The 20,395-nt window shown below is 69.9% G+C and carries 21 protein-coding genes; 14 read left to right on the forward strand and 7 right to left on the reverse strand.

Annotated features, from left to right (window positions below):
• Window positions 1-19: 19 nt before the first annotated feature.
• The 6 genes from SACGLDRAFT_RS06760 (at window position 20) to SACGLDRAFT_RS06785 (ending at window position 5,927) form a co-directional block, all read left to right on the forward strand.
• The gene (locus tag SACGLDRAFT_RS06760) at window positions 20-1,195 is read left to right on the forward strand and encodes a thiolase family protein (RefSeq protein ID WP_005462982.1); all 1,176 of its coding nucleotides are present in this window, start codon (window positions 20-22) and stop codon (window positions 1,193-1,195) included.
• A gap of 84 nt (window positions 1,196-1,279) precedes the next feature.
• Complete coding sequence (locus SACGLDRAFT_RS06765) at window positions 1,280-2,074, forward strand: IclR family transcriptional regulator (RefSeq protein WP_005462988.1); 795 nt, start codon at window positions 1,280-1,282, stop codon at window positions 2,072-2,074.
• A complete protein-coding gene (locus SACGLDRAFT_RS06770) occupies window positions 2,071-2,661 on the forward strand; it encodes a nucleotidyltransferase family protein (protein WP_005462989.1) in 591 nt (196 codons plus the stop codon). The genes SACGLDRAFT_RS06765 and SACGLDRAFT_RS06770 overlap by 4 nt, the downstream gene beginning before the upstream one ends.
• A gap of 49 nt (window positions 2,662-2,710) precedes the next feature.
• On the forward strand, window positions 2,711-3,622 hold the full coding sequence (locus SACGLDRAFT_RS06775; RefSeq protein WP_005462990.1) for an AAA family ATPase: 912 nt from the start codon (window positions 2,711-2,713) through the stop codon (window positions 3,620-3,622).
• 57 nt (window positions 3,623-3,679) lie between these two features.
• Window positions 3,680-4,810, forward strand: a complete 1,131-nt coding sequence (locus tag SACGLDRAFT_RS06780) for a vWA domain-containing protein (RefSeq protein ID WP_040918692.1) — start codon at window positions 3,680-3,682, stop codon at window positions 4,808-4,810.
• The gene (locus tag SACGLDRAFT_RS06785) at window positions 4,803-5,927 is read left to right on the forward strand and encodes an XdhC family protein (RefSeq protein ID WP_005462992.1); all 1,125 of its coding nucleotides are present in this window, start codon (window positions 4,803-4,805) and stop codon (window positions 5,925-5,927) included. The genes SACGLDRAFT_RS06780 and SACGLDRAFT_RS06785 overlap by 8 nt, the downstream gene beginning before the upstream one ends.
• 99 nt (window positions 5,928-6,026) lie before the next feature.
• Here the strand turns inward: SACGLDRAFT_RS06785 and SACGLDRAFT_RS06790 are convergent, their stop codons facing one another.
• The gene (locus SACGLDRAFT_RS06790; protein WP_005462993.1) at window positions 6,027-6,446 is read right to left on the reverse strand and encodes a pyridoxamine 5'-phosphate oxidase family protein; all 420 of its coding nucleotides are present in this window, start codon (window positions 6,444-6,446) and stop codon (window positions 6,027-6,029) included.
• Between the two features lie 329 nt (window positions 6,447-6,775).
• On the opposite strand from SACGLDRAFT_RS06790, the gene SACGLDRAFT_RS06795 reads away from it, so the two are divergent.
• The 6 genes from SACGLDRAFT_RS06795 to SACGLDRAFT_RS06820 all read left to right on the forward strand — a co-directional run bounded on the left by SACGLDRAFT_RS06795 (window position 6,776) and on the right by SACGLDRAFT_RS06820 (window position 13,636).
• A complete protein-coding gene (locus SACGLDRAFT_RS06795) occupies window positions 6,776-7,318 on the forward strand; it encodes a (2Fe-2S)-binding protein (protein ID WP_005462994.1) in 543 nt (180 codons plus the stop codon).
• Window positions 7,318-9,759 (forward strand): xanthine dehydrogenase family protein molybdopterin-binding subunit, encoded by a 2,442-nt coding sequence (locus SACGLDRAFT_RS06800; RefSeq protein ID WP_005462995.1) that lies wholly within the window; start codon window positions 7,318-7,320, stop codon window positions 9,757-9,759. Before SACGLDRAFT_RS06795 ends, SACGLDRAFT_RS06800 begins: the two co-directional genes overlap by 1 nt.
• On the forward strand, window positions 9,756-10,610 hold the full coding sequence (locus SACGLDRAFT_RS06805) for an FAD binding domain-containing protein (RefSeq protein ID WP_005462996.1): 855 nt from the start codon (window positions 9,756-9,758) through the stop codon (window positions 10,608-10,610). The genes SACGLDRAFT_RS06800 and SACGLDRAFT_RS06805 overlap by 4 nt, the downstream gene beginning before the upstream one ends.
• 126 nt (window positions 10,611-10,736) lie before the next feature.
• Window positions 10,737-11,468 carry an SRPBCC family protein gene (locus tag SACGLDRAFT_RS06810; RefSeq protein WP_005462997.1) on the forward strand — a complete coding sequence of 244 codons (732 nt, stop codon included), beginning with the start codon at window positions 10,737-10,739 and terminating at the stop codon, window positions 11,466-11,468.
• Window positions 11,469-11,574: 106 nt separating this feature from the next.
• Window positions 11,575-12,642 carry an NAD(P)-binding domain-containing protein gene (locus SACGLDRAFT_RS06815; RefSeq protein ID WP_005462998.1) on the forward strand — a complete coding sequence of 356 codons (1,068 nt, stop codon included), beginning with the start codon at window positions 11,575-11,577 and terminating at the stop codon, window positions 12,640-12,642.
• Between the two features lie 124 nt (window positions 12,643-12,766).
• Complete coding sequence (locus SACGLDRAFT_RS06820; protein ID WP_005463000.1) at window positions 12,767-13,636, forward strand: class I SAM-dependent methyltransferase; 870 nt, start codon at window positions 12,767-12,769, stop codon at window positions 13,634-13,636.
• A gap of 66 nt (window positions 13,637-13,702) precedes the next feature.
• Here the strand turns inward: SACGLDRAFT_RS06820 and SACGLDRAFT_RS06825 are convergent, their stop codons facing one another.
• A complete protein-coding gene (locus SACGLDRAFT_RS06825) occupies window positions 13,703-14,128 on the reverse strand; it encodes a DUF6098 family protein (RefSeq protein ID WP_005463002.1) in 426 nt (141 codons plus the stop codon).
• Window positions 14,129-14,390: 262 nt separating this feature from the next.
• On the opposite strand from SACGLDRAFT_RS06825, the gene SACGLDRAFT_RS06830 reads away from it, so the two are divergent.
• Both SACGLDRAFT_RS06830 and SACGLDRAFT_RS06835 read left to right on the forward strand, forming a co-directional pair.
• Window positions 14,391-14,921 (forward strand): hypothetical protein, encoded by a 531-nt coding sequence (locus SACGLDRAFT_RS06830; RefSeq protein WP_005463004.1) that lies wholly within the window; start codon window positions 14,391-14,393, stop codon window positions 14,919-14,921.
• An 11-nt stretch (window positions 14,922-14,932) separates the two neighbouring features.
• Window positions 14,933-15,559 (forward strand): class F sortase, encoded by a 627-nt coding sequence (locus tag SACGLDRAFT_RS06835; protein WP_005463005.1) that lies wholly within the window; start codon window positions 14,933-14,935, stop codon window positions 15,557-15,559.
• 7 nt (window positions 15,560-15,566) lie between these two features.
• On the opposite strand, the gene SACGLDRAFT_RS06840 is transcribed toward SACGLDRAFT_RS06835, so the two are convergent.
• Genes SACGLDRAFT_RS06840 through SACGLDRAFT_RS06860 form a run of 5 tightly spaced genes read right to left on the reverse strand, consistent with a single transcriptional unit; the run spans window position 15,567 to window position 20,385 of the window.
• On the reverse strand, window positions 15,567-16,577 hold the full coding sequence (locus SACGLDRAFT_RS06840) for an ABC transporter ATP-binding protein (RefSeq protein ID WP_005463006.1): 1,011 nt from the start codon (window positions 16,575-16,577) through the stop codon (window positions 15,567-15,569).
• Window positions 16,549-17,535, reverse strand: coding sequence for an ABC transporter ATP-binding protein (locus SACGLDRAFT_RS06845; RefSeq protein ID WP_005463007.1), 987 nt, complete (start codon window positions 17,533-17,535; stop codon window positions 16,549-16,551). The genes SACGLDRAFT_RS06840 and SACGLDRAFT_RS06845 overlap by 29 nt, the downstream gene beginning before the upstream one ends.
• On the reverse strand, window positions 17,532-18,401 hold the full coding sequence (locus SACGLDRAFT_RS06850) for an ABC transporter permease (protein WP_005463008.1): 870 nt from the start codon (window positions 18,399-18,401) through the stop codon (window positions 17,532-17,534). Before SACGLDRAFT_RS06850 ends, SACGLDRAFT_RS06845 begins: the two co-directional genes overlap by 4 nt.
• Entirely contained in the window at window positions 18,398-19,324 is a 927-nt protein-coding gene (locus SACGLDRAFT_RS06855; RefSeq protein WP_005463009.1) for an ABC transporter permease, read from the reverse strand. The genes SACGLDRAFT_RS06850 and SACGLDRAFT_RS06855 overlap by 4 nt, the downstream gene beginning before the upstream one ends.
• Window positions 19,321-20,385, reverse strand: a complete 1,065-nt coding sequence (locus tag SACGLDRAFT_RS06860) for a LacI family DNA-binding transcriptional regulator (RefSeq protein WP_005463010.1) — start codon at window positions 20,383-20,385, stop codon at window positions 19,321-19,323. The genes SACGLDRAFT_RS06855 and SACGLDRAFT_RS06860 overlap by 4 nt, the downstream gene beginning before the upstream one ends.
• Window positions 20,386-20,395 lie beyond the last annotated feature (10 nt).

Raw genomic sequence — 20,395 nt, forward strand, 5'->3', positions numbered from 1 at the left:
ACTTCTCAGGAGGCACACCATGACCGACGTGTTCGTGCTCGACGCGGTGCGGACGCCGTTCGGACGCTACGGCGGTGCGTTGTCCGGCGTACGGCCCGACGACCTCGCGGCACACGTGCTGCGGACGTTGGAGGAACGTCACGAGCTCGACCCGGAGATCGTCGACGAGGTCGTGTTCGGCGACGCGAACGGCGCGGGGGAGGACAACCGCAACGTCGCCCGGATGGCGACCCTGCTCGCGGGGTGGCCCACGAGCGTTCCCGGCAGCACGGTCAACCGCCTGTGCGGGTCCGGCCTCGACGCTGTCATCCAGGTGAGCAGGCAGATCGCGCTCGGCGAGGCGTCGGTGGCGGTCGCGGGTGGCGTGGAGTCGATGAGCCGCGCGCCGTGGGTGCTGCCCAAGCCGGGGAAGGCGTTCCCGAACGGCAACGAGACGCTGTACTCCACGGCCCTGGGCTGGCGCATGGTCAACCCGAGGATGCCCGAGCAGTGGACGATCTCGCTCGGGGAGAGCACCGAACTGCTCGCGCGGCGGTACGGCATCGGCCGCGACCAGCAGGACGAGTTCGCGTTACGCAGTCACCGCGCCGCCGCGAAGGCGTGGGACGAGGGCTTCTACGACGCCCACGTCGTGCCGGTGAAGGGCACGGAGCTGCGTCGCGACGAGGGCATCCGGCCCGACACCTCGCCTGAGAAACTCGCGAAGCTCAAGCCGGTCTTCCGCACCGACGGCACGGTGACGGCGGGCAACGCCTCGCCGCTGTCCGACGGCGCCTCGGCGGTCCTGCTCGCCGACCGGGCCGGAGCCGACCGGATCGGCGCGTCTCCCCTGGCCAGGATCGCCGGACGCGGGGCGGCCGGCGTCGATCCCGACGTGTTCGGCATCGGGCCCGTGAAGGCGGCCGAGATCGCGCTCAAGCGCGCGGGCATCGGGTGGGGCGATCTCGCCGCGGTGGAGCTGAACGAGGCGTTCGCCGCGCAGTCGCTCGCGTGCCTGGCCGACTGGCCCGAACTCGACCCCGACATCGTGAACGTCCACGGCGGCGCGATCGCGATCGGGCACCCTCTCGGAGCGTCGGGCGGGCGCATCCTCGGCACGTTGGCGCACCACCTGCGCGCGCGGGGAGGTGGCTGGGGACTGGCCGCCATCTGCATCGGCGTCGGCCAGGGACTCGCCGTGGTGCTGGAGGCCTGAGCGGAGTGCCGAAGCCGCTCGGGCGGCGCTCACTCTCCGAGATGGAAGGGCTCCGGAGGGAGCTTGTCGCGATAGGTTGGAATCATGGAGTCGGGCAGCGGTCGGGCCGCACATCACGTGCAGTCGCTGGAGCGAGGGCTGGCCGTGATCAAGGCGTTCGGGGCGGGGACACCGCGGCTCACGCTCAGTGACGTGGCGAGGACGACCGGGCTCACGCGGGCCGCCGCCCGCCGCTTCCTGCTGACTCTCGCCGACCTCGGCTACGTCCGTTCGGACGGTCGGTACTTCGGCCTCACCGCCAAGGTGCTCGAACTCGGCTACGCGTTCCTGTCGAGTCTGTCCCTGCCCGAGGTGGTGCAGCCGCATCTCGAACGGCTGTCGGCGGAGGTGCGGGAATCCTGCTCGATGTCGGTGCTCGACGGCACCGACATCGTCTACGTCGCCAGGGTCGCCGTGTCGCGCATCATGACCGTGAGCATCGACGTGGGAACACGGTTTCCCGCCCACGCCACGTCGATGGGGCGCGTGCTGCTGGCGGGGCTCGACGAGGACGCGCTCCGCGCGTACCTGGACGCGGCGACGTTCGACCGACTGACCCCGCGCACCATCACCTCGGCCTCGGCGTTGCGCGCCGAGCTCGACGTGGTGCGCGAACGGGGTTGGGCGTTGGTCGACCAGGAATTGGAGGAGGGGCTGCGGTCGGTGGCCGTTCCCCTCCACGACAAGAACGGCAAGGTGGTGGCTGCCGTGAACATCTCGACGCACGCGAGTCGCACTTCCCCGGAGGAGGTGCGCACCGGTCTGTTGCCCCGCTTGCGGGAGACGGCCGAACGCATCGAGGCCGAGCTGGCCGTCGCTCCCGCGGCGCGGGTGTCATGAGGACCGCGGGGCTGTTGCTGGCCGCCGGGGCCGGGCGCCGGTTCGGCAGGCCCAAGGCACTCGTCGAGGTCGACGGCGAGGCACTGGTGACCCGTGCCGTTCGGGTGCTGGCCGAGGGTGGCTGCGATCCCGTCGTCGTCGTGTTGGGCGCGCGAGCCGACGACGTGCGCACGCTGCTGCCGGGTCGGGTCACGACGGTGAACGTGCCGGACTGGCAGGAGGGCATGAGCGCCTCCCTGCGGGAAGGCCTGCGGACGTTGGCGCACCTCGTGCCGGTGCCGGACGCGGTCCTGGTCCATCTGGTGGATCTCCCCGGTGTCGGGGCGGACGTCGTCTCCCGCCTGCGCGCCACGGCGGGGCCGGAGTCCGTGGCCCGTGCCACCTACGGGGGCGTGCCGGGACACCCGGTGCTGCTCGGCCGCCGGTGGTGGGCCGACGTCGCCGACGTCACGCGCGGCGACGTCGGCGCGCGCGAGTGGTTGCGGGGTCGATCCGACCTCCAGCTCGTGGAGTGCGGCGATTTGTCCGAGGGTACCGACGTCGACTCGCCGGCCGATTTGCCGGGCAGGAGAGCGGACGAAGGATGACGGGGCCGGAACGCCGCCGTCGTGAGTGGAGCCCAGTAGGCTCGGCCGTGTGACAGCCGACAGCAGCGGAGGCCCCGGCACGGAAGGCACGTTGCCGGAGACACCCGACGACCTCGCCAAGATCCTCGAACGGTCGGGCTACCTCGCCGACACGGGCGTGGCCACGGCTGCGTTCCTGGCCCTGCGCATGCGGCGGCCACTGTTCTGCGAGGGGGAACCGGGCACCGGGAAGACGTCGCTGGCGGTGGCGCTGGCGGAGGCGCTCGACCTGCCGTTGATCCGGTTGCAGTGCCACGAGGGCATCGACGCGGGACAGGCGTTGTACGAGTGGGACTTTCCCCGGCAATTGCTGCACTTGCGGGCGCTGGAGGCGGCCGAGGGCGGGCGATTGGACGCCGCCACCGCGGAGCAGTCCCTCTACACGGAGCGGTTCCTTCTGGCTCGGCCGTTGTTGCGAGCGCTCACCTCCGCGCCGTGTGTGCTCCTGATCGACGAGATCGACCGCGCCGACGACGAGTTCGAGGCGTTTCTGTTGCAGTTGCTCGACGAGAACGCCGTCACGATTCCCGAGTACGGTCAGGTGCGGGCCGAGATCCCACCGCTGGTGGTGCTCACCTCCAACCGCACCCGCGAGGTCCACGACGCGCTCAAGCGCCGCTGCCTCTACCACTGGGTGGAGCATCCGGACCTCGACCGCGAGATCGCGATCCTGCGGCGCCGGGTCCCCGGTCTCGGCGATCGGCTGTCCCGGCAGATCGCCGAGGCGGTGCAGCGGTTGCGCACCCTGGAGCTGCTCAAACCGCCCGGCGTGGCCGAGGCGATCGACTGGGCGCAGGCCCTGACGGCCCTGGGCAGGGACGAACTCGACGCCGCCTCCGCCGCCGTCACGCTCGGGGCCGTGCTGAAGTACAGCGAGGACCTCGACCGCGTGCGGGCCGCGCTCGACTCGCTGCTGGGTTGACGGGGTTTCGGCGCCGTGGACATGGACCCCCGTCCCCCGGAGCGGGAGAATGAGGACATGGACACGCGGGCTCCGCTCGACTCGGCGCGTGACCCGCTACCCGGTCTGGTCGGGTTCGCGGCGGCGTTGCGGGAGGCCGGGGTGCGTTGCGACGCGCACCGGGTGAGGGCCTATCTCGACGCGGTGGAGCGCGTGGACGTCGCCGATCCTCGGCAGCTCTACTGGGCGGGCAGGGTCGCCCTGTGCTCCGAACCCGACGACCTGCCCCGCTACGACGAGGCGTTCGCCGCCTGGTTCCGCGACGAACCGCCCGTGCGGCGACGCAACACCGTGCCGGTGCCCATGCGGCCGCGGATCGCGGCCCTCGTGACGCAGCCGTCGGGAACCGGCGAGGGGGAGGGAACGGACGAGCGGTTGAGCGTGGCCGCCGGTGACGCCGAAGTCCTGCGGCACCGCGACCTGTCCGAACTCACCAAGGCCGAACGACGCCACCTCCGCGAACTGCTGGACACGTTGCGCCCTGAGCTCGCGCGCCGGCCGTCGCTGCGGTACCGGACCGCGCGCCGGGGTCGTCTCGACGCGAGCCGCACGCTGCGGGCGATGCTCGCCGACGGCGGGGAGCCCGGCCGCCTCGTCCGCGCCGCGCGGCGGACGCGTCCTCGCAGGACGGTGCTGCTCGTGGACGTGTCGGGGTCGATGAAGCCCTACGCGGACGCCTTGCTGCGTTTCGCCCACGTCGTGGCGCGGGCGGAGCCTTCCGCCGTGGAGGTCTTCACGTTGGGCACCCGGCTCACCCGCGTGACACGGCAGCTGCGGCAACGGGACCCGGAGCGGGCGATGCTCGACGCCGCGGGCGCGGTCGCCGACTTCGCCGGGGGCACGAGGCTGGGCGAGACGCTGCGCGTGTTCCTCGACCGCTGGGGCCAGCGTGGGATGGCGCGCCGCGCCACCGTCGTCGTCTTCTCGGACGGTTGGGAACGTGGCGACGCCCGCTTGTTGGGTGAGCAGGCCGCCCGGCTGCGTCGTCTCGCCCACCGGGTGTTCTGGGTCAATCCGCACGCCGGGCACGCGGGCTACGAGCCCGTGCAGTCCGGCATCGCCGCGGTCCTGCCCCACGTGGACCGGCTGCTCGCGGGACACAGCCTGGCCACGCTCGAACGACTGCTGAGGGAGATCGCACATGCGTGACGTGCTGGACGAACTCCACCGCCGGTGGGAGGCGGGGGAGACCGTGGGAGTCGGGACCGTGGTCGCCACCTTCTCGTCGGCACCGCGCGCGCCCGGAGCGGCCATGCTGGTGGGGCCCGAGGGCGACGTGGTGGGCAGCGTCTCCGGAGGCTGTGTCGAGGGCGCGGTGTACGAGCTGGCGCAGCAGGTCGTGCGAACCCGCACGCCGGTGTTGCAACGCTACGGCGTCAGCGACGACGACGCGTTCGCCGTGGGACTCACCTGCGGCGGCATCATCGACATCTTCGTCGAGCACGTCGACCGCGAGTCGATGCCGGAGCTGCCGGAGCTGGTCACCTCGGTGCGTGAGGGCACCCCGGTGGCCGTGGCGACGATCGTCGAGCACCCCGATCCGGCGTTGCTGGGCAGGCGGATGCTGGTGTGGCGGGACCGCGTGGCGGGCGGGTTCGGCTCGGCCCGGATCGACGACGCCGTGGCCGACGACGCGCGGGGACTGCTCGCCTCCGGACGGACGGCGACCCTGCACTACGGCCCCGAGGGGCAGCGGCGAGGCGAGGGCATGGCCGTGTTCGTGAACTCGTTCGAGCCGCCACCCAGGATGCTGGTGTTCGGCGCCATCGACTTCGCCGCCGCGATGGCGAGGATGGGGTCCTTCCTGGGCTACGAGGTCACGGTGTGCGACGCCCGCCCGGTGTTCGCCACGAAGAGTCGCTTCCCCGACGCCGACCGCGTGGTCGTGGACTGGCCGCACCGGTACCTGGCCGCCGAGGCCGAGGCCGGTCGGGTGGACGGCCGGACGGTGATCACCGTGCTGACCCACGACCCGAAGTTCGACGTCCCCGTGTTGCAGGTGGCGTTGCGGCTCGACGTCGGTTACGTCGGCGCGATGGGCTCGCGCCGTACCCACGACGACCGCATGCGCCGGCTGCGGGAGGCGGGCATGACCGACGCCGAGCTGAAACGACTCGCGTCGCCGATCGGGCTCGACCTCGGGGCGCGCACGCCCGAGGAGACCGCCGTGTCGATCGCCGCCGAGATCATCGCCCTGCGCTGGGGCGGTGGCGGGCGCCGGTTGTCCGACCTCGACGGCCGCATCCACGCCGAGCGGCACCGCTGAGCCGTTCGGCGCCGCTCAGCGCGTGGTCGACCACTCCGGTGTCTTGCGCCGAACGAGTTCCTCCACGGCTCCGGGCAACGTCGTCTCGAAGTCGAGCGCTCAGGCCCAGACCGGGGTGACCCGGATCTTCGCCATCCGGTCGTAGAGGTCGCGGACCTGCTGCTCGAACACCCGCCATCGCGCCGGGTCACCGGTCTTGCGGTTGGCCATCAGGTACTCGTCGGGCACCCCGTCGACAACCTCGATCCGGGCCGTTCCCCGCAGCAACAGGGCACGGGGTGGCTCGGTGGCGGTGTCGATGGTCAGCGCCACCCGCTCGTCGGCGCGGAGCGCGGCGACCTTGGCGGCGGTGGGGACCGTGCAGATCACGACGTGCGTGCCGTCCCAGTGGAATCCGACCGGGACGACGCGGGGGAATCCGTCGGGGCCGTGGTAGGCGATCCGCGCCAGTGGCGCGGTGCGCAGCAGCTCCCGCGCGATGGGTTTGTCCAGCTCTCGCCGGACGGCTTCGTCGGGCATCGTCGCCCCCCGAAAATCGTCGTTCCTTCCCTCGCACGCTACGGAACCGGGCGGGCCGGGGGAAGTCGGGCGCCCGCTCGGCAGCGAGGGACACCGAGGGACCGGGGCGGCCGACATCGCCCGTCCCGGTGGCGCGAAACGCGGGTTTTGTCGCTGCGCTGGAAAGTCACCTCCCGATGGAGGGAGCGCCCACCGGTTCGACGGCCGCAGGGGTTGTCGTCGTCGCGGAGACGTAGCAGGGTTGCGTGTGAGGCCGATCACGAGATGATCGGCTGAGGCCGTTCCACCCGCGGCCCGCTGCGGCGGGTCGAGCCAGTACAGGAGGCCCCATGCGCATCACCGTCACCGTCGACGGAACCCGCTACACCGACGAGGTCGAGCCGCGCACACTTCTCGTTCACTACCTGCGCAACCAGCTCGGCAAGGTCGGCACCGTGGTGGGGTGCGACACCAGCAACTGCGGCGCGTGCACCGTGCACCTGAACGGGCAGAGCGTGAAGTCCTGCTCGGTCCTCGCCGTCCAGGCCGACGGCGCCGAGGTCACGACGATCGAGGGACTCGCGCGCGACGGCGAACTGCATCCGGTGCAGCAGGCGTTCCGGGACAACCACGCGCTGCAGTGTGGTTTCTGTACTCCCGGAATGATCATGCAGGCCCTCGATCTGCTCTCCGAAAACCCCGATCCGGACGAGAAGGCCGTGCGTGAGGGATTGGAGGGCAACCTCTGTCGCTGTACCGGTTACCAGAACATCGTCCGGGCGGTGCGGGACGCGGCCGAGCGGATGAGGCCCGGAGCCGGGCCGGCGGCCGAGCGGGTCGGTGAGACCACGGGCACCGCGACGGCGTCGAGCATGGGTGGAGGTGCCGAGTAATGACCGCCACGATGGAACCGGAGATCGGCAAGGCCCGGCGCCGCAAGGAGGACGCGCGGCTGATCACCGGCCGGACCCGCTGGACCGACAACATCACCCTGCCCGGCATGGTGCACTTCGCCGTGCTGCGCAGCCCCGTCGCGCACGCGCGCATCACGCGGATCGACACGTCGGAGGCCGAGCGGATGCCGGGTGTCGTCGCGGTGTACACCGCCGACGACCTCGATCCCGAGGGCGCCATCGGCATGCCGTGCGCGTGGCCCATCACCCCGGACATGAAGTGGCCGAGGCGTCCGATGCTGGCGCAGGGCACCGTCAACTACGCGGGTGAGGGAATCGCCGTCGTCGTGGCGCGCAGCCCCGGCGAGGCGTACGACGCGCTCTCCGAGATCGACGTCGAGTACGACGAGCTGCCCGTGGTGCTGGGGCTGGAGGCGGCGATCGCCGAGGACGCGCCGCTCGTGCACGCCGACCTGGGGACCAATCGCAGCGCCGTGTGGACGTTCGACTCCGCCGAGGCGGGAACGGGCGATGACGTCGAGCAGGCCATCGCGAACTCGGAGGTCGTGCTGCGGAAGCGGTTCCGGCAGCAGCGGCTCATCCCGTCGTTCATGGAACCCCGCTCCGTGGTGGTGGACCCGACGGCCGCGCAGCTCACCATGTGGTCGGCCACCCAGATTCCGCACATCACCAAGACCCTGGCAGCGCTGACGCTCGGTATCCCGGAGCACCAGCTCCGCGTCATCGCCCCCGACGTGGGAGGCGGGTTCGGCGGCAAGCTGGCCGTGATCCCCGAGGAGTTCCTCGCACTGCTCATAGCCAAAAAGCTCGGCAGGCCGGTGAAGTGGACCGAGTCGCGGTCGGAGTCGATGGTGGCCGCACACCACGGTCGCGACCAGCTCCAGGACATCACCATCTGCGCCACGCGGGACGGCAAGCTCACCGGGCTGAAGGTGGAGTTGCTCGCCGACATGGGCGCCTACCTCAGTCTGGTCGGTCCGGGCGTGCCGATCCTCGGCGCGTTCATGTTCAACGCGATCTACAAGATCCCGGCGTACCACTTCACGTGCACGAACGTGTTCACCAACACCACCGTCACCGACGCCTACCGGGGCGCCGGACGGCCGGAGGCCACGTACGCCATCGAACGCATGATGGACGAACTCGCCGCCGAGCTCGGCATGGACCCGGTGGAGTTGCGCCGGAAGAACTGGATCACCCACGACGAGTTCCCCTACACCACCGTCGCGGGGCTGACCTACGACTCGGGCAACTACGAGGCCGCCACCGAGAAGGCCCTCCAGTTGTTCGACTACGAGGGACTGCGCCGGGAGCAGCGCGAGCGGCGGGAACGCGGCGACACCGTGCAGCTCGGTATCGGCGTCTCGACGTTCACGGAGATGTGCGGCCTGGCGCCGTCGCGGGTGCTCGGGTCGCTCGACTACTCGGCGGGTGGCTGGGAGCACGCCTCCATCCGGATGCTGCCCACCGGCAAGGTGGAGGTCATCACCGGGGTGTCGCCCCACGGGCAGGGCCACGAGACGGCCTGGAGCCAGATCGTGGCCGACCGGCTCGGGGTGCCGTTCGAGGACGTGGAGATCCTGCACGGCGACACCCAGTCGTCGCACAAGGGGCTCGACACCTACGGGTCGCGTTCCCTGGCCGTGGGCGGGATCGCGGTCGTGAAGGCCGCCGAGAAGGTCGTGGCCAAGGCCCGTCGCATCGCCGCGCACATGATGGAGTGCTCGGAGGACGACCTGGAGTTCTCGGGTGGCACGTTCAAGGTCAAGGGCACCGACCGGTCCACCGGCATCCAGGACATCGCCCTCGCCGTGTTTGCGGCGCACGACCTGCCGGACGACGTGGAACCGTCGCTCGACGCCGAGGCGACCTTCGACCCGGAGAACTTCTCCTTCCCGCACGGCACCCACCTGTGCGCGGTGGAGGTGGACACCGAGACCGGCCGGGTGGCGATCCGCAAGTACGTGTGTGTGGACGACGTCGGCACGGTGGTCAACCCGCTCATCGTCGAGGGGCAGGTCCACGGCGGACTCGCGCAGGGCATCGCGCAGGCGCTGTTCGAGGAGGCCGCGTTCGACGAGAGCGGCACACTGATGTCCGGCACGTTCGCCGACTACCTGCTGCCCTCGGCCGCGGACCTGCCGTCGTTCACCGCCGAGCGCACCGAGACGCCCGCGACCACCAACCCGCTCGGGGTGAAGGGCGTGGGCGAGGCGGGCACCATCGCCTCCACCCCGGCCGTCGTGAACGCCGTCGTCGACGCGGTGCGGCACTTCGGGGTGAACGACATCGAGATGCCGTGCACGCCCATGCGGGTGTGGCGGGCGATCCATACCGGAGAACGAGCCGCGGGTGGCACCGGCACCGAGGCCGGTGGAGGACTCGGCTCGATCGACGCCGAACACGGAGGTGCGCAGTGATCCCGGCCCCGTTCGACTACCTCGCCCCGTCCACAGTGGATGAGGCCATCCGGGCGCTGTCCGAGGCGGGGGAGGACGCCAAGGTCATCGCGGGCGGCCAGAGCCTGCTGCCCGTGCTGCGCCTGCGCATGGCGGCCCCCACCACGTTGATCGACCTCGGCCGGATCGCCGAACTGCGTGGGGTGCGCGACGACGGCGACGCCATCGTGATCGGCGCCATGACCACGCACCACGAGGTGCTGCACGACCCGCTGATCGCCGACCACGCGGAGCTGCTGGCCAAAGCGACGGCTACCGTGGCCGACCCGCAGGTGCGCCATCGCGGCACGTTCGGTGGCTCGCTCGCCCACGCCGACCCGGCCGGTGACCTCCTGGCACCGACCCTCGCGCTGGGCGCGGACATGGTCGTGCGGGGTATGGACGGCTCCCGCACCGTCCCGGCGGCGGAGTTCTTCTCCGACTTCTTCACCACCGCCATGCGTCCCGACGAGATCCTCGTGGAGGTTCGGGTTCCCAAGCACACCGGTTGGCGAGCGCACTACGAGAAGTTCAACCGCGTCGCCCAGGCGTGGTCGATCGTGGCCGTGGCCGCCACCGTGCGGACGGAGGGCGGAAACATCGCCGAGGCGAGGATCGGCCTGACCAACATGGCGTCGGTGCCGGTACGGGCCCGTGCCGTCGAGGAAGCCCTGGTGGGGCAGCCCGCCACGGCCGACGCCATCCGGGCGGCCGCCGAGCGCGCGGCGGAGGGCACCAGCCCCGCCGCCGACAACAACGCCGACGCCGAGTATCGGCAGCACCTTGCTCGGGTACTCACCGGCAGGGCACTCACCTCGGCGGTCACCGGCTGAGTTCTCCCTCGCGGCTGTGTTCCCGAGGCCACGTTCGGTAGTGATCGCCGAGTTACAGTGGCCTCGGGACGGCCTTGGTGATCAAGGCCCATGCACAGTGAAGGACATGAGGAAGGAGGTCGGCCCGTGCGGCTCGACCACGAATTCACCGTTCCGGCGCCCATCGACGAGGTATGGAGGGCGGTACTGGACCCGGAACGCGTCGCGCCCTGCATGCCGGGGGCGACCCTCACCTCCGTTGAGGGGGACAAGTTCAAGGGCACGGTGAAGGTCAAGCTCGGGCCGGTGTCCTTGCTGTACAAGGGATCGGGCGAGTTCCTCGAGAAGAACGCCGACGAGCGCAAGATCGTGATCAAGGCGTCCGGCAAGGACTCCCGTGGCGCGGGGACGGCCGCGGCCACCGTGACCGTGACCCTCACCGCCGAGGGCGGCTCCACGAAGGGCGCCGTGGCCACCGATCTCAACGTCACCGGCAAGCCGGCGCAGTTCGGTCGCGGCATGATCTCCGAGGTCGGCGGCAAGATCCTGGACAACTTCGCCGCCAACCTCGCCGACATGCTCGGTGAGGCGAGCGAGGGCAAGGGTGAGGACACCGCCGCGGGCGAGTCGAAGACCTCCGAGGGCGCCACGGCGGGAGCCACGACGGAGACCGCCGGAGGAGCCGGGGCGGATGCGGCCACCGGAAGGCCGAAGCTGGAGAGCGTCAAGCCCACGGCTTCCACGCCGAGGGAGGCCGAGCCGATCGACCTGGTCGATTACGCGGGTGCCTCCGTCGCCAAGCGCGTCGCGCCCGCGCTCGCCGCGCTGGCGGCTCTCTTCGCCTTCCTCGCGGTGAGGAGGCTGCTCCGCCGCCGCTGACACGGTGGTCGGGAACCCGGACACACTCACGTTTCGGGTGCGCGGGGCGACATCCGGGTGTGCCCTCCTCGGGAAGATGACCGCTCGATCGGGCGTTGCACTCGGCATGCGGGCTGATCACGAAACCGACGTCGTCGTCATCGGTGCCGGACAGGCGGGACTGTCGTCGGCCTACTTCCTGCACCGTGCGGGCTTGCGCGACGACGTCGGTTTCGTGGTGCTCGACCACGGCAAGCGTGCCGGTGGTGCCTGGCAGTACCGCTGGCCGACGTTGCGGATGAACCGGGTCCACGGTGTCCACGACCTGCCCGGATTCCGCCTCGCCGAGATCGCCTTCGAGCCCACCGACTCCGCCGCCGAGGTGATGGCCGCCTACTTCGCCGAGTACGAGCGCGTGTTCGACCTGCCCGTCCGGCGGCCCGTGAGCGTGCGTGCCGTGCACCGGGTGCCCGACGGCCGGTTCCTCGTCGTCACCTCGGGGGAGACGTGGCTCGCCCGAGGCGTGATCAACGCGACGGGGACCTGGGACAAGCCGTTCTGGCCGTACTACCCCGGCAGGGAGGAGTTCCGGGGGAGGCAACTGCACACCGCCGACTACACCGGGCCCGCGTCGATGGCGGGCGCGGACGTCGTCGTGGTGGGTGGTGGGACGTCGGCGGTGCAGCTGCTCGTGGAGATCGCGGAGGTCGCGGGCAGCACCACCTGGGCCACGCGGCGGCCCCCGGTCTTCCACGAGGGGGAGTTCACCCCGGAGTACGGGCGCGAAGTCGTCGCCGAGGTCGACCGGCGGGTCCGGGAGGGGAGGCCGCCCGGCAGTGTCGTCGGGGTGACCGGGTTGACGTTGACGCCCGAGGTGCGAGCCGCTCGGGACGCCGGGCTGTTGGAGCGGCGGCCGATGTTCGCGCGTATCACCCCGCACGGCGTGTGGTGGCCGGACGGGCGGTGGCAACACGCCGACGTGATCCTGTGGGCGACGGGTTTCCGCCCGGCGTTGGACCATCTGGCGCCGTTGCGGCTACGCGGACCGGGCGGGGGCATCCGGATGAACGGCACGCGAGTGGTGGGTGTGCCGCGACTGCGTCTCGTGGGATACGGTCCGTCGGCGAGCACCGTGGGCGCGAACCGGGCCGGTCGGGAGGCCGTGCGGGGTCTGCTGGCGGAACTCGGTCGATGACGGCTGACACCGCTGCGGAGACCTCCGTATGCGACCGATGTGGTTATTCGTTCGAAACGAATTTTGCCTTGCGGAAAATGTTATTTTTTAATATTATTATTTTGATTTGAAATAGCCTGTCGGTATGGCAGTTGATCTTCAGTCGAGCCGTACCGCGTTGTTGTCCGCGGCGGCCCGAGCCGCGCATCTCACCGTCGACGATGAACCCTTCCTCTTCCGCGACACCGTGGCCGAGCGTGTTCTCGGAAGTACGGGCGTCGAGATGATCCGCTATCACCGGCAGCGGGGCGGTCATCCCATCCCGGCCAACACCAGGGTGACCGCCACCGTGCGCAGCCGGTTCGCCGAGACCGCGTTGCGGGAAGCCGTCGACCGTGGTGTGGACCAGTACTTGTTGGTGGGGGGCGGGGCTCGACACGTTCGGCGCGCGCGCTCGGAGCTCGCTCGCGGTCTCCTCGTCGTCGAGGTCGACCATCCGGGTACGCAACGATGGAAGCGGCAGCGCCTTTCGGAATCCGGTGTGGATGTTCCCGGCACCGTGCGTTATGCCGAACTCGACCTGACCCTCGACTCGGTGTTCGACCGTGCGGTGGAGGCCGGACTCGATCCCTCGCGGCCGGTGTTCGTGAGCTGGCTCGGTGGAGTCCCGTACTTCGGGCGGAGTGAACTCGATCGGATACTCGCCGACTTGGCTCGTACGTGCCCCGGAAGTGAGCTGGTCGCCGACTACCGCGTCCCGCCGCGAGGGCGGGACACCCGCGACGAGCTCTACGTTCGCGCGGTGTCCGTGGTGGCTTCGGAGGGAGGGGAGCCGTGGCGCAGCACGTTCCCGCCTGACGGTGTGGTGGCGTTGCTCGGCAGCCACGGGTTCGCCGTGGTGGCGGATCACAGCGAGCGTGCCGCCGTGCCCGCCGACCTGTGGGAGCGCCGGGACGAGCTGGTGCCCGGAGGTCTGGTGCGGTTGGTGCACGCTCGCCGCGGCGTCGATCGGTAGGTCCGCGTACGGGGACTGCGGACACGCGTGCACAACCTGCGGACACGCCGTCTATGGGGTGGGGCGTCAGTGGTCGCGGTGGGTGGCGGCGCCCGCGTTGAGTCGGGTCGTGTAGCGCTCGCGTGCTTCCTCGACGAGTTCGGGGGCGATCCACGCGACCGGCCGGATGTCCACCAGGAGTGGTTCGTTGTCGGGGCCGAAGTCCACTTCCCTGCCCGACAGCAACCACGGCCGGGCGCCTTCGTCGACTTCCCGGAGGTACTGGCACACGCGCCGGGCGAGCCAATCCTCCAGGGGAAGCGTCCACCATCCCGGTGCCGTGAGAGGGTTCGCCGACACCCCCGGCATCGTCAGCCCGCTTTCGTGGTCGGTGCTGGAGTGCTCGGCATCGGATTCGGGCCCCGGTGAGTAGCGCAGGTACGGAGCCTCACCGGAGCGCGTGAGTTCGGCGAGCTCCGCCAGCGTGCGCACGGTTCGCATGTCCGCTGTCATCCCCGAAGCGATCCCCGTCCGCGGGACGGGGCAATCCGACCCCCGGTCCGCGATAGTGGGGTCTTCCTCCACCGTCAGTAGAAAGTGGACTCCGATTACCCGGACGTGGGGTTCGCACGTCACTCACGCGGTTGTTTCGCGCGGCGAGGAGGATTGCCGATCTCGGCCACTGCACAACCTGTATCCACACGGGCGCGGAGCGTACTTGATTAGCGCACCGTTGTTGTGATCGAAACCAGCATTTCCGAGGAGAACTCTCACCATGGCAATCCGTAAAGGTGCAGTCGTCACTGCGATCGCGATCGGCGCCGCGCTGGCCGTTTCCGGCACCACCAACGCTTCCACCGACGAGGACTGCGCCACCGGCACCTCCGTGCGTTCGCTGTCCGACACTGAGTGCGCCGAGTACGAGTTCGCCCGCAGCGACGAGGAGCACGACAAGGACTGGGACCACGGCAAGGACCAGGACGGGGACGAAGACCACGGTAAGGGCCACGGCAAGGACAAAGACCACGACAAGGACTGGGATCACGGCAAGGACTGGGACCCCGGTAAGGACGAGGACCAGGGCAAGGGCCACGACGAGGACGACGACTGGGACCACGGCAAGGACTGGGACCACGGCAAGGACTGGGACCACGACAAGGACAAGGGCAAGGGCCACGACAAGGACAAGGACCACGACAAGGGTCACGACAAGGACAAGGACCACAAGCACCACAAGAAGCAGGTCCACAAGAAGCCGCACGGCGGTGTCGAGACCGGTGACGGCTCGCTGGCGGCCCTGCTCTGACCAGGTCCACGATGCGTGACGTGACGTCTCACCGTTCCCGCCCGTCGGTTCGCCGACTGGCGGGAACGGTGGCGTTGGCCCTCCTGCTGCTGCTTTCCGGCTGCGGTATCACCGAGCGCATCTCGGGACACGCCGAGGCGGGGACGGAACAGGTCCGGGAGGAAGCCCCGGAGTTCCTGCCGCCGTCGCCGCCGGAACGGCTGCGTATCCCCGCGCTCGGCGTCGACTCGGACATGTTCGTGGGGCTCGGCCTGCAGCCGGACAACACCTTGGAGGTGCCCGAGGGGGCGGAGGCCGTCGGCTGGTACGTCGAGTCACCCACCCCCGGGGAACGCGGCCCCTCGGTGCTGGCCGCCCATGTCGACTGGCAGAACCAGAAAGGCGTGTTCTTCGAACTGCGCAACCTGGAGGTCGGTGACGACGTGATCGTCGACCGAGCCGACGGCACGTCGATCAGGTTCGTCGTCAACGAGGTCGAGCAGTACCCGAAGAACGAGTTCCCCACCGAGAAGGTGTATGGCGACACGGAGGGCGCCGAGTTACGGCTCATCACCTGCGGCGGTGACTTCGACCATTCCGTGGCGAGCTACCGCGACAACGTCGTCGCCTACGCCACGATGGTGGACTACGCCGAGTAATTCACCTTCAGTCCGCCGCGGAACTCGCGAGTGCCTCCAGAGGGAAGTGACAGGCGACCGGATGATCGGTGTCGCGGTCCACGAGTCGCGGCTCGTCGACCCGGCACCGATCTTGTGCTTTCCAGCATCGCGTGTGGAACCGACAACCCTGTGGCGGGTCGAGCGGCGACGGGACGTCGCCCCGAAGCACGATCTCGTCGGTTTCCGCGGAACGCCAGTCCTCCGGGCTCGGCACGGCCGACAGCAGCGCCCGTGTGTAGGGATGCGCGGGCCGTTCGTAGAGGTCGGCGACCTCGCCGAGTTCCACGATCGTGCCCAGATGCATCACCGCGACCCGGTCGGCGAAGTGCCGGACCACGCCGAGGTCGTGGGTGATGAACAGGTAGGCGACCCCCAACTCCCGTTGCAGCTCCGCGAGCAGGTTCAAAATCTGCGCCTGGATCGACACGTCGAGCGCCGAGATGGCCTCGTCGCACACGATGAGCCGGGGCCTCACCGACAACGCCCTCGCGATGGAGATGCGCTGACGTTGCCCGCCGGAGAACTGGTGCGGGTAACGCCGAGCGTGGCTCGGGTTGAGCCCGACGCGCTCCAGCAACGAGGCGACTTCGGAGTCCCAGTCCTCCCGCGCCACGAGTCCGGGGTGGATACGCCACGCCTCGCTGAGCAACTCGTACACCGTCATGGTGGGGTTGAGCGAGGCGTACGGGTCCTGGAAGACGAGTTGGACGTCCCTGCGGAGCCGCTTCCGTTCGGCGGCCGACAGCGTCCGCACGTCGCGGCCGTCGAAGCGCACCTCGCCGGAGAACGGTTCCAGCAGCCCCACCACGCTGCGAGCCACGGTGGACTTGCCGCAGCCCGACTCGCCCACGAGACACACCGTCTCACCGGGATACACGGTCAGGTTCACCCCGGCGACGGCGCGCACCTCCTTCCGTCGGCCCCAGGCGCCTCGCCGCTGTCGGTAGCCGGCGACGAGGTCGACCAGCTCAAGCACGGGTCGTGAGTGGCTCGTCATGGGTCACCACCTCCTCCGCGAAGTGACACGCGCTCGTCCGACCCGGCGAGACGGGGCGCAGTTCGGGTTCCTCGGTACGGCAACGTTCCCGCGCGAACGGGCACCGGGGATGGAACGCACAGCCGCTCGGCGGCGACGTGATGTCCGGTGGGTAGCCGTCGATGGGGCGGATGGCGCGACGTGGGTCCCGAGCCGACGGGCTCGCCGCCATCAGCCCACGGGTGTAGGGGTGTGCGGGGGCGCTGAACAGGTCGGCGACCGTGCCCGTCTCCACGGCCCTCCCGGCGTACATCACGACCACCGACTGGGCCGTCCGGGCGACGACTCCGAGGTCGTGACTGATCATGATGAGGGCGAGCCCGGCCTCGCGGCGCTGGCGCAGCAGCCTCAGGATCTGGGCCTGCACCGTGACGTCGAGCGCGGTGGTCGGTTCGTCGGCGATCAGCAACCGCGGCTGGAGCGCCATCGCCATCGCGATCATGACTCGTTGGCGCATTCCGCCGGAGAATTCGTGCGGGTAGTTGCCGGCGCGGGCGGCGGCGTCCGGGATGCCGACCTCGGTCATCGCCTCGATCGCCCGTTGCCGCGCCTCGCTCCGGCCGAGTCCCCGGCGGCGACGGAAGATCTCGCCGATCTGGTAGCCGACCGTCAACGACGGATTCAACGCGCTGAGCGGGTCCTGGAAGATGATGGCCAGTTCCTCGCCGCGGAGCTGTCGCAACTCCTCGTCGGTGCACGACAGCAGGTCGCGTCCGTCGAAGCGGATGCTGCCCGAGACGACCCGAGCCTGTGGCGGCAGGAGCCCGAGCACGGCGAGGGAACTGAGACTCTTCCCGCTGCCCGACTCGCCCACGATCGCGAGCGAGGACCCCGCCTCGACCGTGAACGACACGCCTCGCACCGCCTTCACGTCGCCGAACGCGACGGCGAGGTCGGACACCTCCAGTAGCGTGCTCATCGAATCACCGCCGTGGTCGTCGTGGTCTCCGTGGCTTTTCGGTTCTTCGCGCTCTTCGGGTCGGCGCTGTCGCGGAACGCGTCCCCGAGCACGCCGACGCAGATCACCACCAGCGTCAGCGCCACTCCCGGCACCGTGGCGATCCACCAGGCCGAGTCGAGGTAGTCGCGTCCGTTGGCGATGGTCGATCCCCACGACGCCTGGTCGAGCGGAACGCCGAGGCCGAGGAACGACAGGGCCGCCTCGGCGACCATGGTGAGGCCCACCTGCATCGTGGCGGCCACGACGAGTGGCTGGACGCAGGACGGGAAGATGTAGCGGGCCATGATCCGCACGTCGCTCGCGCCCATCACCCGCGCCGAGTCGACGAACTCGCGATTGCGGACGGTCAACGCCGAACCCCGTACGACGCGGGCGAAGATCACCCAGCGGGTCACCGCGAGCGCGATGATCACGTTGAGCAGGCTCGGCCCGAGGACACCCGCCACGAGGATGGCGAGCAGGATGCTGGGGAAGGCCAGCTGCATGTCGCCGACGCGGGAGATGAGGGTGTCGAGCCACCCTCCGTAGTAGCCGGCCAGCAGACCGAGCACCAGGCCGATGAGTCCACCGACGACGACCACGGTGACCGCCACGAGGAGCGAGACCCGAGATCCGGCGATGAACTGCGCGAACACGTCGCGGCCGTCCTGGTCGGTTCCAAACAGCGCGAAGCTGCCGTCGGACAGGGTGCTTCCAGGAGGGAGCAGACGGTCGGTGACGCGGGTGGCGACGCCGTCGTAGGGGACGATCAGGGGACCGAACACCGCGAGGAGCGCGAACAGCGTCAGCACTCCGCCCGCGATCTTGGCAGCCGTGGACCTCATACGGTCTCCAGGGTGATTCTGGGGTCGAGGTAGAAGTACAGGACGTCGACCAGCAAATTGAGTCCGATGTAGAACACAACGATCAGCAGGATCGCCGCCTCCGCCACCGCGTAGTCGCGGTAGACGATCGAGTCGATCATCAACGAGCCGATGCCCTGCCAGGCGAAGACCTGCTCGATGATGACCGCGTCGGCGATGAAGTTACCCATCACCAGACCGAGCACGGTCACCACGGGGGTCAGGGTGTTGCGCAGGACGTGGACGTTGAGCACCACGTGTTCGGGCAGGCCCTTCGACCGCGCGGTACGGACGTATTCCTTGCCCAGCTCCTCCAGCGTTCCGTTGCGCACGAGCCGGGCGAGCCAGCCGACGAACGGCAGCGCGAGCGTGAACGCGGGCAGGATCGCGCCCACCGGCGTGCCGTCGGCGGTGCCCGGCAGCAGGTTCAGCATCCTGGCGAAGACGAGCACCAGCATGATGCCGACCCAGAACGACGGCAGGGCTTGACCCGCCAGCGACAGGTACGACACCAGCCGGTCGGCGAGCCTGCCGGTGTGGCGGGCGGCGTAGACGCCGAGCGGAAAACCGATGAGCACGGTCAGCACCAGTGCCCAGCCCGCCAGGGTGAGCGTGGAGGGGAGTCGTTCCAGCACGTTCGACAGCGCGTCGCCGCCGAGTCGCCACGACTCTCCGAAGTCGAGGGTCAGCACCTCGCCTAGGTGGCGGACGTACTGGTCCCACAGGGGATCGTTCAAACCGAGTTGTTCGCGCGCCGCCTCCAGTTCCTCCCTGGTGGCCGAAGCTCCCAGCATGAGTGAGGCGGGATCGCCGGAGACGACGCGCAACACCACGAACACGATGGTGATCGCGCCGAAGATGAGAAATACCGACTGTCCCAGCCGGCGTGCGATGTAGATGATCACGTCGTTGTGCCCTTACTGGCTCGGCTGGATGCCCGCACGACGAGCTCGCACCGTTCGCGTCGCTTCTCCGCGACCGCGTTGCCGTCGTTGCCCCGGATGCGCTGGAGCAGCAGGTCGACGGCGGCGGTGCCGATCTCCGCGGCGGGCAGCCGCACGGTGGTCAGCCCCGGACTGAGGTAGGCGGAGAACGGGTGGTCGCCGAACCCGCCGACCAGCACGTCGTCGCCCACCCGCAGACCGGCTTCGGTCAGTGCGCGGTACACACCGAGTGCGAAGTAGTCGTTTCCGACCATGACGGCGTCGGGGAGGTCGCCGCGGTTGACGATGTCCTGCGCCAACCGGTAGGCGTCGGCGGGTTCCCACGGGAGGGCGAGTGACTCCCGACGTCGGGTCGGGACCGAGATCACGGGGTCCTCGGACGAGGTGATGCCCGCCTCGGTGAGGGCCTTGCGGAAGCCGGCGCTCCGTTCCGCCACGGGTGAGATGGGGAGGTCCTCCTCCAACAGGCAGAGCGACCGCGCGCCGCCCTCGATGAGGTGGCGAGTGGCCTGGAACGAGGCGTGGTGGTAGTCGACCCCCACGAAGTCGAGGTCGAGTGCGGGGAAGTCACGGTTGAGGCAGACCATCGGGATGCCCGACTCGGGAAGCCGGGCCCAGTGCTCACCCTCGCCCTGGACGGGCACGACCAGCGCGCCGTCCACGCCCCACCGCAGCAGGGTCTCCGCGGCCTTCCGGTCGACCTCGGGACTCTCCTCGGTGACCAGCAGCATGAGCGAGTAGCCGTGGGTGCGGCCGCGCTGCTCGATGGTGCTGATCAACTGGGCGTAGAACGGGTTCGACGGGTTGGTGATCACCAGGCCGAGGGTCATGGCGGAGCCGAGCACGAGGGACCGGGCCATCGAGTTCGGGACGTACCCGAGACGCGCGGCCTCCGCCTTGATCTTCGCTCGGGTGTCCTCGCTGACGCTGTCCTTGTCGGCCAGCGCGCGGGAGACGGTGTTGACCGACACCCCGAGCGACTTGGCGATGTCCTTCAGCGTCACCCGACGCGACTCAACCATGATCTTCCCC

It is taken from the genome of Saccharomonospora glauca K62 (assembly GCF_000243395.2).
Classification (GTDB): Bacteria; Actinomycetota; Actinomycetes; order Mycobacteriales; family Pseudonocardiaceae; genus Saccharomonospora; species Saccharomonospora glauca.

Coding starts and splice junctions, on each gene's coding strand:
- SACGLDRAFT_RS06760 (WP_005462982.1), top strand. CDS start 20: ATGACCGACGTGTTCGTGCTCGACGCGGTGCGGACGCCGTTCGGACGC.
- SACGLDRAFT_RS06765 (WP_005462988.1), top strand. CDS start 1,280: ATGGAGTCGGGCAGCGGTCGGGCCGCACATCACGTGCAGTCGCTGGAG.
- SACGLDRAFT_RS06770 (WP_005462989.1), top strand. CDS start 2,071: ATGAGGACCGCGGGGCTGTTGCTGGCCGCCGGGGCCGGGCGCCGGTTC.
- SACGLDRAFT_RS06780 (WP_040918692.1), top strand. CDS start 3,680: ATGGACACGCGGGCTCCGCTCGACTCGGCGCGTGACCCGCTACCCGGT.
- SACGLDRAFT_RS06785 (WP_005462992.1), top strand. CDS start 4,803: ATGCGTGACGTGCTGGACGAACTCCACCGCCGGTGGGAGGCGGGGGAG.
- SACGLDRAFT_RS06790 (WP_005462993.1), bottom strand. CDS start 6,446: ATGCCCGACGAAGCCGTCCGGCGAGAGCTGGACAAACCCATCGCGCGG.
- SACGLDRAFT_RS06795 (WP_005462994.1), top strand. CDS start 6,776: ATGCGCATCACCGTCACCGTCGACGGAACCCGCTACACCGACGAGGTC.
- SACGLDRAFT_RS06800 (WP_005462995.1), top strand. CDS start 7,318: ATGACCGCCACGATGGAACCGGAGATCGGCAAGGCCCGGCGCCGCAAG.
- SACGLDRAFT_RS06815 (WP_005462998.1), top strand. CDS start 11,575: ATGCGGGCTGATCACGAAACCGACGTCGTCGTCATCGGTGCCGGACAG.
- SACGLDRAFT_RS06820 (WP_005463000.1), top strand. CDS start 12,767: ATGGCAGTTGATCTTCAGTCGAGCCGTACCGCGTTGTTGTCCGCGGCG.
- SACGLDRAFT_RS06825 (WP_005463002.1), bottom strand. CDS start 14,128: ATGACAGCGGACATGCGAACCGTGCGCACGCTGGCGGAGCTCGCCGAA.
- SACGLDRAFT_RS06830 (WP_005463004.1), top strand. CDS start 14,391: ATGGCAATCCGTAAAGGTGCAGTCGTCACTGCGATCGCGATCGGCGCC.
- SACGLDRAFT_RS06835 (WP_005463005.1), top strand. CDS start 14,933: ATGCGTGACGTGACGTCTCACCGTTCCCGCCCGTCGGTTCGCCGACTG.
- SACGLDRAFT_RS06840 (WP_005463006.1), bottom strand. CDS start 16,577: ATGACGAGCCACTCACGACCCGTGCTTGAGCTGGTCGACCTCGTCGCC.
- SACGLDRAFT_RS06845 (WP_005463007.1), bottom strand. CDS start 17,535: ATGAGCACGCTACTGGAGGTGTCCGACCTCGCCGTCGCGTTCGGCGAC.
- SACGLDRAFT_RS06850 (WP_005463008.1), bottom strand. CDS start 18,401: ATGAGGTCCACGGCTGCCAAGATCGCGGGCGGAGTGCTGACGCTGTTC.
- SACGLDRAFT_RS06860 (WP_005463010.1), bottom strand. CDS start 20,385: ATGGTTGAGTCGCGTCGGGTGACGCTGAAGGACATCGCCAAGTCGCTC.